The sequence below is a fragment of the Thermostilla marina genome (genome assembly GCF_054657455.1).
In genome coordinates this window covers 430456-444857 of record NZ_BAAHYR010000001.1, presented here as the reverse complement: position 1 = coordinate 444857, position 14402 = coordinate 430456, and the positions used below count along the sequence as shown (strand labels likewise).

Below are 14402 nucleotides of genomic sequence, written 5' to 3'. Positions count from 1 at the left end.
CTCTTTGCCGTCGTCGCCCGAGCGATCTCGACGTGCGACGTCTGCCGCGCTCGCTCGCATTCACCGAGGGGCCGACTATAATGGCATCCGGAAGTGGGGATGCTGTGCCGTCGCGTCTTGCTTGCAGCTTTCGCCCCCCGTCGTCTGCATTCCCGGCGCGGCGCGGTTTGTGTTTGCGCGAATTGTCCCCTTCCTGTTCTGTCCGAGACGATGCCATGTGGAAACAGCTTCCGGCGGCCCTTGCGGCGTTCTTGTTGACTTGCGGCGTAGCCGTCGCAGTTGAGATTCCCGACTTCACCCGCGGTGACTCCATTCCGCAAGGTTACGTGCACGACTGGAACCTGGGCCCGACCGGTGCCCGGGGATGGATGTACTGCGACAAACTCGTCACCACCGACGCGCGGCAAATCCTGGTCACCAAGGTCGACACGGGATCGCCCGCCGACGGCGTCTTGGCCGAAGGCGACGTGATCCTCGGCGTCGACGGAAAACCGTTTTCGGTCGATCCGCGAACGGAGCTCGGCAAGGCGATCACGCAGGCCGAAACGGAAGCGGGCGGCGGACGGCTCTCGTTGCTACGGTGGCGCGACGGAAAGACCGAGTCGGTCGTCATCCGCCTGCCTGTATTGGGAACGTACAGTGAGACCGCGCCGTACGACTGCCCGAAGTCGCGACGCATCTTCGAGCTGGGCTGCGAGTCGCTTGCCCGCCGCATGCAGCAGCCCGACTATCGGCAAAACCCGATCCCGCGCTGCCTGAACGCGATGGCATTGCTGGCAAGCGGAAAACGCGAGTATCTCCCCTTGGTGCAACGCGAGGCGTATTGGGCGGCGGAATTCTCGGCCGACAGTTTCCAGACCTGGTACTACGGCTACGTGATGATCTTCCTGGCCGAGTACAAGATGGCTACCGGCGATGCGACGGTCATGCCGGGGCTGTATCGCCTGGCCCTTGAATCGGCCGAGGGGCAAAGCATCGTCGGCTCGTGGGGCCACAAGTTTGCGGGCCCCGACGGTCGCCTACAAGGCTACGGGATGATGAACTCGCCGGGGGTTCCCCTGACGATCGGCATGATCCTCGCCCGCAAGGCCGGCGTGAAAGATCCCAAGGTCGATCGGGCGATCGAAAAGAGCGCACGGCTCATTCGCTTTTACGTGGGCAAAGGGGCGGTCCCCTACGGCGACCACCATCCGTGGATGCAAACGCACGAAGACAACGGCAAGTGCGGTATGGCCGCCACGATGTTCAACCTGCTGGCAGAACCGGAAAGTGCGACGTTTTTCGCCAAGATGAGCGTCGCCTCGCACGGGGCCGAGCGTGATTGCGGTCACACGGGCAACTTCTTCAACATGCTGTGGGCGATGCCCGGCGTCTCTTTGGCCGGTCCGAACGCGACCGGCGCGTGGATGCACGAATTCGGCGCGTGGTACTTCGACCTGGCTCGCCGCTGGGACGGCTCCTTTGCGCATCAAGGCCCTCCGCAGCCCGGCAACGACAAATACGCCGGCTGGGACGCCTCGGGAGCGTACCTGCTCGCATACGCCATGCCCTTGACATCGCTTTATTTGACCGGCAAGCAGCCGGCGGTCGTTCCCCAATTGGATGTCGCGTCGGCTGAACAACTGATCGCCGACGGTCGCGGCTGGTCGAACAAAGATCGCAACAGTTTCTACGACTCGCTCAGCGATGCCGAGCTGTTGAAGCGATTGGGGAGCTGGTCGCCGATCGTCCGCGAGCGTGCCGGCATGGCCTTGGCGCGACGTCACCCCGTACCGCCGCCCGAATTGCTCGACAAGCTGCGTGCCCCTCGGCTGGAAGAACGACTGGGTGCATGCCAGGCGCTCGCCCAGTTCAAGTCGGCCGCTGCACCGGCGGTCCCCGTCCTGATGAAGATGCTCGACGAAGACGACTTGTGGCTGCGCGTGAAGGCCGCCGAGGCACTGGCGGCGATCGGGGAACCGGCTATGTGTGCCGTTCCGCTGCTGCTGGAACGAATGGCCCGCGGCCCGACGCCCGAAGATCCTCGCGGCATGGAACAGCGCTACTTGTGCTTCGCCTTGTTCAACCAGCGCGGCGGCATGCTCGGCCGCTCGCTCGAAGGCGTCGATCGCGAGGCATTGTATCAGGCCGTGCGGGCGGGGCTGCTGAATGAAGACGGTCGCGCACGCGGCAGCCTGGGTACCGTCTACCAGAACCTCACCTACGAGGAACTCAAACCGCTCTTGCCCGACATTTACCGGGCCGTGGTCGAACCGGCGCCCAGCGGCATCATGTTCGCCGACGGTATTCGGCTTTCGGGACTCGAATTGCTGGCCAAGCACCATATCCGCGAGGGTATGCCGCTGTGCATCGACCTGATCGAACCCGAACGATGGGGCAAACAGAACCGGATCAAGCGCTGCTTGAATGCACTGGCGTTGTACGGCTCGGCGGCCAAACCGCTGCTGCCGCGGTTGCACGAGCTGGAGGAGACCTTGCTCGCGCATCGCGAAGCCCGCAACCTGCAACCCTACATCGAGCAGCTTCGCGAACTGATCGAACGCATCGAAACGAGTAACGAACCCGTGGAACTGCGAAGTCTCGACGCACCGTGAGGACGCAAGCTTCCGGCTTCGCGGTCGCCGTCCTGAACCATCGTGCGAAGTGGGGGAACCGCAATGCCGTCTGATGCACATCGTCGGCTCGCCGTCGGCGCGGCCGTTTGTGTCGTAAGTCTTGCCGTGTTTACCTGCCAGGCGGTCGCCGCCGAAAAAGGCTACCTGCTAGACGGTTTCGCCTATGCCGATGCCGAATCGGCCGCGCAAACGTGGACGCCTTCGGGCAACACTCCGCCGCCGGCGATTCTCGAAGGAGGAACGTCCGGTGTGCGGATACCGCTTCCCTTCGGTTCTCAGGACATTCCCCGCACGATCCACGATCGTGACGTGTCGTTCGATCTTTCGCTTCCTGCCGAGTTCGTCCTTGAGCTGGAGACCGACGCGCCCGCCGCGATCGGGTACGTCTCGCTGTACTTCCGCAGCGGCGACGGCTGGTACGCAGGGAGCGGAAAGATCGCGTCTTCGGGACGGAATACGCTGGTGTTTCCCAAGGTCGATTTTCGCGTCGAAGGGACGCCGGCGGGCTGGAACCGCATCGACGGCATTCGCCTTTCCTTCTGGAAGGGCAAACCGGAAGACGGCGAGGTCGTGTTGCGTCGCTTGATCGCCCGATATCACGACGTCGCCGTACTGGTTCCCTCGGCCGCACACGAAGGCAAGCCCGAATACCGCACGGCGATCGACGTGAGCGATCGCGTTTGCCGCTTGCTCGACGAGCTGGGCATAGGGTTCGATCGCCTCGACGAAACGTCGTTCGATGCGAATGCGGCGGCCGCCCGGCGAATCGTCCTCGTACCGTACGATCCGTTTCTCGAAGCCGAACACGTCGCAACGCTGGCCGCAGCGGCGAAACAAGGCACGAAATTGTTCTTGAGTTACCAATTGCCGCGGCCGCTGGCGGCGGTACTGGGGATCGGCGCGACGACCTATCGACCGCGGGAACGCGAGGGCCAATTCGCCCGCATCGCCGTCGATACCCGGAAACTTCCCGGCGCCCCGCCGGTCGTGCTGCAAACCTCGTGGAATATCACCGAGGCACAGGCGGCATCGGCCGATTGCGAAGTGGTTGCCCGCTGGACCGATCGCGAAGGACGCGATACGGGCGCGGCGCTGTTGGTCAGCCCGCGCGGCGCGTTCTTTTCGCACGTGCTTCTAGGCGGCGATCTGCCGAGCAAACGACGATTGCTGGCGGCCGTGCTGGGTAAGCTCGATCCGGCACTGTGGCGCGAAATCTTCCAAGGACGTCTCGCGCAGGTCGAACGCGTGGGTACCTGCCGGGACTTCAACGAATTGACATCCTGGATCGACGCGCAACCTCGGCCGCAATCCGCACAAGCAGCGGCGATCATAGCCCGCGCTCAAGAGGCACTGGCGCAGGCGAAAGCCGTGGCCGCGGCAGCCGGAGCGGACGCCCGCCGTTGGACCGAAGCCGTGGAGGCCTTGGACCGCGTGCACGCGCTTGCCGTCGAAGCCTATCTGGCCGCTCAGCAGAGCAACACGGTCGAAGGCCGTGCGATCTGGAACCACTCGGGAACGGGTGCCTATCCCGGCGACTGGGACCGCACGGCACGCGAACTCGCCGCCGCCGGGTTCAACATGGTCCTTCCCAACATGCTCTGGGGCGGATCGGCACATTATCCGAGCGATCTGTTGCCGCGCAGCAGCACCTTCACCGAACACGGCGACCAGATCGCCCAATGCGTCGAGGCCTGCCGACGATACGGCATCGAAGTGCACGTGTGGAAGGTGAATTTCAACCTGTCGACGGCGCCCGCCTCGTTCGTGCAACAGATGCGTTCCGCCGGTCGCACGCAGGTCAATTACCGGGGCGAGGACGTCGACTGGCTGTGTCCTTCCGATCCGCGGAATTTCGAGCTGGAACGCGACTCGATGCTCGAGGTCGCCCGCCGTTACGACGTCGACGGGCTGCATTTCGACTACATTCGTTATCCGGGCTCGCAGTCGTGCTATTGCGACGGTTGCCGCAAGCGGTTCGAGGCCGACCTCGGCCGCCCCGTGGCCCACTGGCCCGACGACTGCCGCACGGGCGAACTTGCAGACGAATACCAGGATTGGCGTTGCGCGCAGATCAATCGGCTCGTCGAAGCCGTTTCGTCCGAGGCGAGGCGCATCCGGCCGGGAATCAAGATTTCCGCCGCGGTGTTCGGCCGCTATCCCGATTGTCGTGCCTCGGTCGGGCAAGATTGGCCCGTCTGGATCGAGAAGGGCTGGCTCGATTTCGTCTGCCCGATGGACTACACCGAAGACGACGCCGAGTTCCGCGCGTTGGTCCGGGACCAACGAGACCGAATCGCCGATCGCGTACCGCTGTATCCCGGAATCGGCGCCTGGCGATTGGGTTCCGCCGATCGCGTGGTCGGCCAGATTGCCGTTGCCCGCGAATTGGGAACTCAGGGCTTCGTCATCTTCAACCTTGATCCCGACACCCCGCAACAGCTTTTCGAGGCGTTACGGATCGGTCCTTGTCGGGAACGGGCTCGACCGCCCCACCGCACAAAAGAATAGCCGCGACAACAAGCGCGTGGCCGTTGCCGCGGCAAGCCGGAGGCAATAGGAGATTCCTCGAGACACGACCCCGCTCGTGGTCGTGTCCGCTTCCGGTCATCGGGTGATCGTTTCGGAAGGTCGCACGGCGATCTGCTGCTTGGAAAGCGACGGCGATTGCGTCTTTCCGTTCAGGAAATCGTCGATGGTCGCTGTCTGTTGCAGCTTGGCGAAGGCGTCGGCCATCGCCGCGTGCAGCTTCTTTTGGCGGATCGAGTCGTACAGGATATCCCGCACAGAGTCGAAATCGACGTCGATCGGCTCGGTGCGACCGAGACACAGAAGGATGACATACGTGCTCGGTCCGACCTGCACGATGCCCGACAACTCGCCGGGCTTGAGCGAGAAGGCTTCCTCTTCCAGCTCGGGTTGGCCGCCGTAGCGGCGGATAGGGGCCACCTCGCCGCCGAGAGCCCGGTTGGCGGGATCGACCGAATATTCTTCGGCCAATCGGGCGAAATTCTCGACGCTGGGATCGGCGGCCGCCTTTTCCCACACGGTTTGCGCCCGACGCAGGTTGTCGAGCACGATCGCGCGGCACCGCACCCGCGGACCGTAGTTCGACTCGAACGCCTTCTTCAAATCGTCGCTGGTGATCGAGATGCCGTCGCCGACGAGTTTCTTCAACGCGACGCTCGGCCACACCACATCGCGACGATAGAGCGTTTCGGTCGTTCCCTGCTGCTCGGTCATCAACTGAATCCACTGTTTCACGTCGGGGCTTCCGTCGGGCAACAGCGGTAGATTCATGCGGGCCATCTCGGCGATCTCGGCATCGAGATCGGCCTCGGTGATCGTGATGTTCTTGGCGCGGCACGCCTGTTCGATCAATCTTCGACCGATCAGGTTTTCCAACACCTCACGACCGTGCCGGTCGATGCACATTTCGCCCAGGTCGTTGAGCATGATCTTCTTGCCGTTGACGATCGCGGCGACACCGGGCATCTGGGCACGCTTGACCGGATCGTTCAACACGTTGACGATCTGGGCCTTCGACTGCAGTTCGCGGAAGATTTCGTTGGCGACTTTTTCCATCTTCGAGTCGCGCACGATCTCCTCCAGCTCGTCGCGGACCGCTGCGTAATCGACGCGCATCGGCGGAAGCTGGGCTTCACACTTCAGAATCACGTATTCGCCGTGAACGGCAATGATCGGCGATATTTCGCCTTCCTTGAGGCTGAAGGCCGCTTCCTCGATTTCGGGCTGACCGATGTGCCGGCGGATCGGTTGAATCAGGCCCTTCAACGAAGCGCTGGCCATATCGTCGGAGTATTCCTTGGCCAGATTGCCGAATTCGTCGGGGTTCTTCACGGCTTCGGCATGGACCTTTTCGGCCTTTTCCTTCGACTTGCAGACGATCATACGGGCCTTGACGGCCGGCCCGTACCGCGAGTCGAACAGTTTGCGAACCTCTGCCTCGCTGATCGCCATGCGGTCGCCGGCCAAACGACGCAACGCCAACGTGGGCCAAATGATGTCGGATTTGTATTGTTCGGGCGTGATGCCGCGTTCGTCTTTGAGCAACTTCAGCCAGTGTTCGACGGGCAGATTGAAGCGAGTCGCCATCCGTTCGACTTCGGCATCGACCTCGTCGACGGTGATCGTGATTCCCCGCCGCCGGCACTCGCCGAGGATCAAGTACTTGTTGACGACGCTTTCGAGTACCTTTTCGCCGTACCGAAGCAGACACTCCTTGCGCAGCTCGTCGCGGGTGATCTGCTCGTTGTTGACGACGGCGACGATTTCAGGCCGCGACGGAGCCGCCGGGGCCGCGGGCGCGGTCGAAGCCGGCCGGGGCGTCGAGGTCGCCGGTTTGGAGGCGGGGGTTTCGCTCTTGCCCCCGAAGATAGACAAGATTCCCGTCTCGGCCTGCGCCGTCTCGCTGCCGATCCAGGCACGAACGGCAAAAGCCGATCCGACGGCGGCCAAGAATCCTCCAACAATCAGGGTCGTTCGCCAAAGACGCCGAGGCGTCTTGCGGGAAGCGGCATCCTTGCCGGACATCACGGTTCCTCCTTCAACCGATAGCGATTCATCAGAATACGTCGACCGCGCAACACGGGCACGCGTCGTCACGGCCACGTCTCCCGGTCCGCCGGCAGCCGATGAACTCCTTGTTCAGTCGAAGACGGCCGAAGCCGCTGCGCACGGTAGGGCTGCCGTGAAAGCGGGTATGCGGAATATAGCCCCGACAAAATGAAAGGGTCAATAGCGATTTACCCCGACTTGCGAGGGGGCGACGACGGCTCAGCGACACTTCCTGCACATGACATCAAGAAAGAAATAAAGAGTATTTCCTCTTTCGTCGCCGCTTGAGAAGCGGCCTACCCGGCGGGACGGCGAAATGCGGGTTTTCTTCCTGCGTCATTTGCCGCGTACCGGCAAAAACCATTCGAAATCCGATGCGCTCGATGGTACGATAGCGAAGTTCCTGTTCGGTCCGATTTGCCCGTCGCAACGCGTTTGGGCGAAGGCCGACCAATCGTCGGGTTCGGGCGTCGACGCTCGAACGGTACCCGTTCCAGTATCCTCGTACAGGCAGCGAGATCGAAACATGAGTAAGTACTTTCAACCCAGCCGCCGTGACTTCTTGAAAGCGGCCGGTGCGGGCTTGGCGGCTCCGTACGTGATCACCTCGGCCGCGCTGGGTAACCAAGATCGTGCCCCGGCCAGCGAACGCATCGTGATGGGCGGAATCGGGATCGGCAACATGGGGCGCGGCGACCAGAACGCCTTCCTCAACCGCGGCGACGTGCAATACGTGGCGGTCTGCGACGTGCGCAAGAGCGTCCGCCAAAAGGCGAAAGACAAGGTCGATCAAAAGTACGGCAACAGCGATTGCGCGGCCTACAACGACTTCCGGGAGCTGATCGCCCGCGACGACATCGACGCCGTCCATGTCGCCACGCCCGACCATTGGCACGCCATCATGGTGATCGAGGCATGCCGCGCGGGAAAAGACGTCTACTGCCAAAAGCCCGAAACCCGCACGCTCCGCGAAGGCCCTTTGATGGTCCAAGCCGCGCGCCGTTACGGTCGCGTCGTGTCCGGCGGTAGCCAACGCGTGTTGCAGGATTACCGCAAGGTCGTCGACAAATGCTGGTCGGGCGAGCTGGGCACGATCAAGTGGATCAACGTGAATGTCGGTCCGCTTTCGCAGCCCTGCTACCTGCCCGCCGAAGAAGTGCCGGACGACATCGACTGGGACATGTGGCTCGGACCGGCGCCTTGGGCTCCCTACAACAGCAAGCGCTGCGACGGGAACTTCAGCACCAGCGGCGGAAGCTGGCGTTCGTACATCGACTACTCCGGCGGTGGAATGACCGACTGGGGCGCCCACCACTTCGGCGGGGCGACCTTCGCCGTCGACGTCCGCGAACTCCAACCGCAGGAAGTCATCTACCACGTCGAAAACGGCAGGGAGTTCCTCGAATATCGTTATCCGAACGGCTTGATCCTGTATCACAATCGGCCGAACACCGGCAACCTCCAGGTCGAAGGGACGCCGGGTGAAAAGCTCGAACCGAAACCGGTGCCCGAATACAAGGGGACCGGCGGCATCTACGGCGACTTCATCGAATGCGTGAAGACGCGGCAGCGGCCGTTCCGCGACATCGAACTCGCCGTCAACACCGTCACCGTGTGCCACTTGGGTATCGTGGCCTACACGCTGAAACGCTCCTTGAAGTGGGACGTCGCCAAGCAAGAGTTCATCGGCGACGACGAAGCGAACCGCCTGCGCGATCGGGCGCGTCGCGAGCCGTGGATCCTGTAATCGACCTGTTTGTTCGTTCATTGACGACTCGAAAACATCCTTTCTATCAAGGTGTGTGAATATGTTGGATCAAGCATTCGAAGCCCTGAAAACGTTCGACTGGGGGTCGGATTACAACGCCCTGAAGCCGATCGACGAAGCGATCGTCGCCACCGCCGGCGACGCCGCCGCACGTAAAGAACTCGAAACCAAGCTGGCCGAGGCCCTCAAGCAGGACCTTTCGTACGCCGCGCAGGACTTCCTGTTCCGCAAGCTGCGGATCGTCGGCACGGCCGCCTCGGTGCCGGCGATTGCGCCGTTCCTCACGAACGAGAAGACCTCGCACATGGCTCGGTACGCCCTCGAGCTGATGGAGGTCCCCGAAGCGGCCGCCGCGCTGCGCGAAGCGTTGGGGAAGGTCTCCGGCAAGCTGCGGATCGGCGTGATCAGCTCGTTGGGTGATCGTGAAGATCCCGAGGCCGTTCCGGCCCTCGCCGCTCTGCTGAGCGAAGATGCCGAGACTGCTGCGGCCGCCGCCTACGCACTTGGCAACATCGGCACGGTTGAGGCCGGGAAGGCGTTGGTCAATGCGACGGGTGTGCCCGCCGAAGCCGCCGAGAAGGTCGCCCACGCCGCACTCACGTGTGCCGACAAGCTCGTCAAGGCCGGCAACAAGGCCGAGGCACTGGCCATCTACAAGAAATTGGCCGCCCAAAATCTGCCCAAGCACGTGAAGCTGGCCGCCACCCGCGGCATGCTCACCGCGGCTGCAAACTGACGTCAAGCCGCTGAAAACGGCGTTTAGCCCACTCGACGATCGGTCCCCTCATCCGCCACAATGCAGAAGAGGGACGGCCGGTCGTCGAGTGGCTTTGTTTCATCTTGTCTCGATCGACCTCTACCGCCGATCCCTCGCGCCGTCTTTCGCGTAAGGCGGGATGAGGTACCGTGTTTTCGGCACCCATGATCGGTGGTGGTGCCGGATGGCTTTTTCGGGTGGTTTTGTGCTCCGGGAGTTGAAGAATCGTGAATCGCACAACCGGTCGGCTGGTTCTCGTTGCGGCATTGCTACTTGGCGGGACGGCGTTTTCTGCGGCGCATGCGCAAGACGACGGCATGCTCGAAATGATCGTGCCGTTGTTGTCTTCGCCCGATACCGACATGCGGGCGTTGGCCTGGGAACAAGTTCGCTCGGGCATTCCCGGTGAAAAGGCCACCTTGGCGTTGGTCGCCGAGTTGGAAAAACTCGAACCGGACGCCCAAATCGGCCTGCTTCGCGCGTTGGCCGATCGGAAGGACAAGGCCGCCCGCGACGGGGTCCTCGCCTTGTACAACAGCACGAAAGACGAGGCCGTCCGCATCGAAGCGGCGATCGCCCTGAGCTATCTCGGCGGCGACGACGAGGTTCCCTTGTTCCTCGAGCTGGCGAAATCGGAAGACACGCGAGAAACGGCCCTGGGATGCCTGCGACGCCTGCAAGGGGACACCGTGACGCAACAAATCGTCCGTGCCGCGGGCAAGGTCGAGCCGCAATTGGGGGCGCAATTGATCGCCGTACTCGCCCAACGTCGTGCGATCGAGACGATTCCCAGTCTGCTCGATTTGGCGGTGTGCGCCACGCCCGAGTTGCGGAAGGCGGCCATGCAATCGCTGAGCGAACTGGCCGGTCCCGAGGTTATTCCGCAGATGGCCCGCGGCGTGCTTCGCGCGTCGCCGGGGCCCGAACGTGAGGCCGCCGAAAAATGTCTGGCCGTCGTGGCCGAGCGGATCCCCGATCCGAACCGCCGGGCACGGCCCTTGCTCGAAGCCATGCTGCCGATGGAACCTCGCGATCAGCTCGCGCTGCTTCCTTGCGTGGGGCGAATCGGCGGCAAGCTCGCGCTCGAGATCGTGCTCAGCGCGGTCGAGCACCCCTCGCCCAAGGCCCACGACACCGGCGTGACCGCCCTTTGCAACTGGCCCGACGCTTCACCGGCCGACGAATTGATCGATCTCTATTTGACCGACGAACACGAAATCCACAAGCGTCGCGCGTTGCGGGCGTTAATCCGAATTGCGCCGTTGCCCGACGGTCGCAGCGAAGCCGAGCGAATGGCCCTGCTCAAGCGAGTGCTCGAATTGTGTCGGCACGACAGCGACAAGAAGCTTGCCGTCGCTCGCGCAGGCGCGATTCGTTCCATCGAAACATTGCGTTTTCTGTTGCCCCTGACCGAAAATGACGTACTGCGGGAAGATGCCTGCTTCGCGATCGTCGAACTGGCCCACCACCGCGATCTGCGTGAACCGAACAAAGAGGAATTCACCGCGGCCCTCGATCGTGTGATCGAGGTTGCGCAAGACCCGATCGTCGTGCAGCGGGCGCAAGCTTACCAAAAGGGCGAAACCTGGGGCGGGCCCAAACGATCGGAGAAAAAATAGCTTCCCGCCCGGACCGATCGAAGGTCACTCCTTCGCCGGCGGTACATCGTCCCATCGGTTTGCCGAACGGATGGAATCCCAAGACGAGGCGTTCCCATGCACTCCGTTACTCGCCGACGTTTTCTGGTCGAGACCGCCGCCACCGGTGCAGCGATTGCTGTCGGCTCGCCCGTCGCGTCCCGAGCCGAAGCCTTCGAGAGGTCGACACGTCCCATGGTGTTTCCTGAAAAAGATTGGGAAGTCGCACCGCCGCAGCGGCACGGGATCGACCCGCAAGCGTTGTCCAAAGCGATCGCACATCTCGAGAAGAACGCCGGGCGCGACGGCGTCGACCAACTATTGATCGTCCGCGACGGATACCTCGTCTATCACGGCCCCAAGATCGACGCAGTCCACGGCGTGTGGTCCTGCACGAAATCGTTCACGTCGACGGTGTTGGGGCTGTTGATCGACGACGGCAAATGCAGCCTCGATACCCGCGCCTGCGAGTTCGAGCCGAGTTTGAAGAAAACGTACCCGACGGTGACGTTGCGTCACTTCACGACGATGACCTCGGGGTATCGTGCCGTGGGGGACGAGCCGAAAGGCGGCTACACGCACGGCCCCAGCAACACGCCGTTTGTTCCTTCCGACACACCGTTGTTCCCACCCGGCACGCATTTCGCCTATTGGGATTCGGCGATGAACATGTTCGGTCGCGTGTTGACCCGCATCGCCGGTGCGTCGATGAAGTCGCTCTTTGCGCGGCGAATCGCCGAACCGATCGGCATGGATCCGGCCGCCTGGACCTGGGGAACCGACGGTGAAGTGGACGGCGTACCGATCAACGGCGGCTCGGGAAACCGCGGCAAACACGTGCAGATCTCGGCCCGACAGCTCGCACGTTTCGGGCTGTTGGTTCTCAACGGCGGTCGCTGGAAGAACGAATCGTTGATCTCGTCGGCGTGGATCGCCCAGGCCGCCAGCGTCCAAGTGCCGGCCGATCTGCCGCTGGGGCACAAAGAAAGCGGGATCGACGGCCGCGGATGCTACGGTTTCAACTGGTGGGTGAACGGCCGAAAGCCCGACGGACAACGCAAGTGGCCGGCGGCCCCCGTCGGCACTTTCGCCGCGTTGGGTTACAACAACAACGCGCTGTTCGTCGTGCCCGAGTGGAACATGGTCGTCGTCCGCCTGGGCCTGGACGCCGCCGATCGCGTGTTGGGCGACGGCATCTGGTCCGGCTTCTTTCGACTGTTGGGCGAAGGAATCACTTGATCGGAAAACCGCAAACGCCTGCCGCCGCGAGGGCAACAGGCGTCTGCAAACTCTCCTTCGTCTTGCTTTACCGGCGTGCTGCCGGGTTCGGCCGATTACAGTTCCTTCCAAATGCCCGCGTGCGGAGCGGGGAAGTAACCGTTCTCGTCGGCTTTCACCGGCGGCGGCGAATCGTAATCGAGTTTATCGAGGTAGTCGCAGAACTGGAAGTCCGACATGTAGACTTCTTCCCACGTGACCACGCGGTTCAGGTGTGCCGCGGCACGCCCCATCAGGGCGGCCATGTCGGCATGGACGGCGCGAATCGCCTCGTTGTGCGGTCGATCTTTTCGGATACTCTCGACGAAATCGACCCACTCGTAATCCCACGGGCTCATTTCGTCGGGCGTGGGCGACCACTCGATGTTGTCGTCGGAAATGTGATGATCCTTGAACATGTGGACGGTCGCCTTGTGGACGTTCCCGGAGAACTGGCCCGCCTTCTTCGAGCAGTGGACGAAGGTGGCGAATTCCGTGTGTCCTTGGAGCGCCCGTCGGAAACCGCAGAAGGCCTTCCGCCCGTCCGGGAACGTGTATTCCATGGCGTAGATGTCGTCGTTTTGGCCGTGGTCGTCGCTGCCGACCTCGCGTCCGCCCATGCCGTGGCACGAAACCGGCCACGAATCCATCAGCCAGCAGCATTCGTCGATCTGGTGGATCAGGTTGTCGACCATATGGCCGGAACCGACCCAGAACAGGTTGACCTTTCCGAAGTTGAGCTGATCGAGGAAGTTGTTCGATTTGTCGCCTTGGTCGCCCATCCAGCGGCGACCGGTGAGACGATTCGCCCGCACGTAGATCAACTCACCCATCTCGCCGCTTTTGATCTTGTCGATCAGTGCGGCCCGGGCGGGCGAGTGACGGCATTGCAGCCCGGCGGCGATCTTCACGCCCTTGCGCTCGGCCAACTCACCGGCCTTCAGCATGCGTTGCAAGCCGACCGGATCGGGCGCGAACGGCTTTTCCATGAACACGTACACGCCCTTTTTCACCGCGTATTCGACGTGCACGGGACGAATGTATGCCCGCGTCGTGCACATGGCCACGTCGATCCCCGGCCGCAAAATGTCGACCGCCTTCTTGTAGGCGTCGAAACCGCGGAACATGCGGTCCTTCGTCACGTTGACCTGGTCGGGATACCGCTTTTTCAGCGAGTTGACGGTGCCTTCCATCTTGTTGTCGTACAGGTCGGCGACCGCGTACAACTCGATGGGCCCTTGTCCGCGGCCTTGCGTGTTCAGGGCATTGGCGACCGCCCCCGTCCCGCGTCCGCCGCAACCGATCAAGGCCAGGCGGATCGTGTTGTCCTCGGCGGCATGCACCGCGGGAACGGCGCCCAACAAGGTCGACGCGCCGACGGCTGCGGCACTCGTCCCGGCAATGAAGCGACGACGATTCGTGCGAGGGGAACCCTTTTCGCTCATGTCGTGATCCTTTCTACTCGTGAAGTAAACACATTGACGGTATGGGGGAACAATCGGATCGGCCCGCATGCAGGCCGTGCGTCGGCATGCCTGTACGATATGAAAGGGATCGGAAGGCTGTCCGGCAGGACGATCGCCCGTTTGGGGCGTTCGACGGTCGCTTCCATACTATTCGGTGCCGAGCGGGAATACCACCGTTTTTTCCTCGATGCAGCGGCACCTCATGTTCCATCGCCGTAAAGCCGCCCGGCGCACCGAGTCACCGCTTCGGCCGTAACCTTCGACGCAATAGAAACAAAGGACATACGCATGCCGCGCAACCCCCGGCCTTCATCGGCGTCATATCAA

8 protein-coding genes are annotated in these 14402 nt (G+C 62.7%); 6 read left to right on the top strand and 2 right to left on the bottom strand.

All coding sequences use genetic code 11. The annotated features are described in order from the left end of the window. The first annotated feature begins 215 nt into the window (after positions 1–215). A complete protein-coding gene (locus tag ACYQ2I_RS01545) occupies positions 216–2594 on the top strand; it encodes a DUF6288 domain-containing protein (RefSeq protein ID WP_460165224.1) in 2379 nt (792 codons plus the stop codon). Between the two features lie 63 nt (positions 2595–2657). After that, complete coding sequence (locus ACYQ2I_RS01540; protein ID WP_460165223.1) at positions 2658–5123, top strand: glycoside hydrolase family 10-like protein; 2466 nt, start codon at positions 2658–2660, stop codon at positions 5121–5123. A gap of 96 nt (positions 5124–5219) precedes the next feature. Here the strand turns inward: ACYQ2I_RS01540 and ACYQ2I_RS01535 are convergent, their stop codons facing one another. Beyond that, a complete protein-coding gene (locus ACYQ2I_RS01535) occupies positions 5220–7166 on the bottom strand; it encodes a peptidylprolyl isomerase (RefSeq protein ID WP_460165222.1) in 1947 nt (648 codons plus the stop codon). Between the two features lie 550 nt (positions 7167–7716). On the opposite strand from ACYQ2I_RS01535, the gene ACYQ2I_RS01530 reads away from it, so the two are divergent. The 4 genes from ACYQ2I_RS01530 (at position 7717) to ACYQ2I_RS01515 (ending at position 12591) form a co-directional block, all read left to right on the top strand. Then, on the top strand, positions 7717–8937 hold the full coding sequence (locus tag ACYQ2I_RS01530; protein ID WP_460165221.1) for a Gfo/Idh/MocA family protein: 1221 nt from the start codon (positions 7717–7719) through the stop codon (positions 8935–8937). Between the two features lie 61 nt (positions 8938–8998). After that, positions 8999–9694: a HEAT repeat domain-containing protein gene (locus ACYQ2I_RS01525; RefSeq protein WP_460165220.1), complete on the top strand. Its 696-nt coding sequence runs from the start codon at positions 8999–9001 to the stop codon at positions 9692–9694. A 248-nt stretch (positions 9695–9942) separates the two neighbouring features. After that, the gene (locus ACYQ2I_RS01520) at positions 9943–11334 is read left to right on the top strand and encodes a HEAT repeat domain-containing protein (protein WP_460165219.1); all 1392 of its coding nucleotides are present in this window, start codon (positions 9943–9945) and stop codon (positions 11332–11334) included. A 96-nt stretch (positions 11335–11430) separates the two neighbouring features. Then, positions 11431–12591: a serine hydrolase gene (locus tag ACYQ2I_RS01515; RefSeq protein WP_460165218.1), complete on the top strand. Its 1161-nt coding sequence runs from the start codon at positions 11431–11433 to the stop codon at positions 12589–12591. 95 nt (positions 12592–12686) lie between these two features. Here ACYQ2I_RS01515 and ACYQ2I_RS01510 read toward each other — a convergent pair whose 3' ends face one another. Continuing rightward, a complete protein-coding gene (locus tag ACYQ2I_RS01510; protein WP_460165217.1) occupies positions 12687–14054 on the bottom strand; it encodes a Gfo/Idh/MocA family protein in 1368 nt (455 codons plus the stop codon). Positions 14055–14402 lie beyond the last annotated feature (348 nt).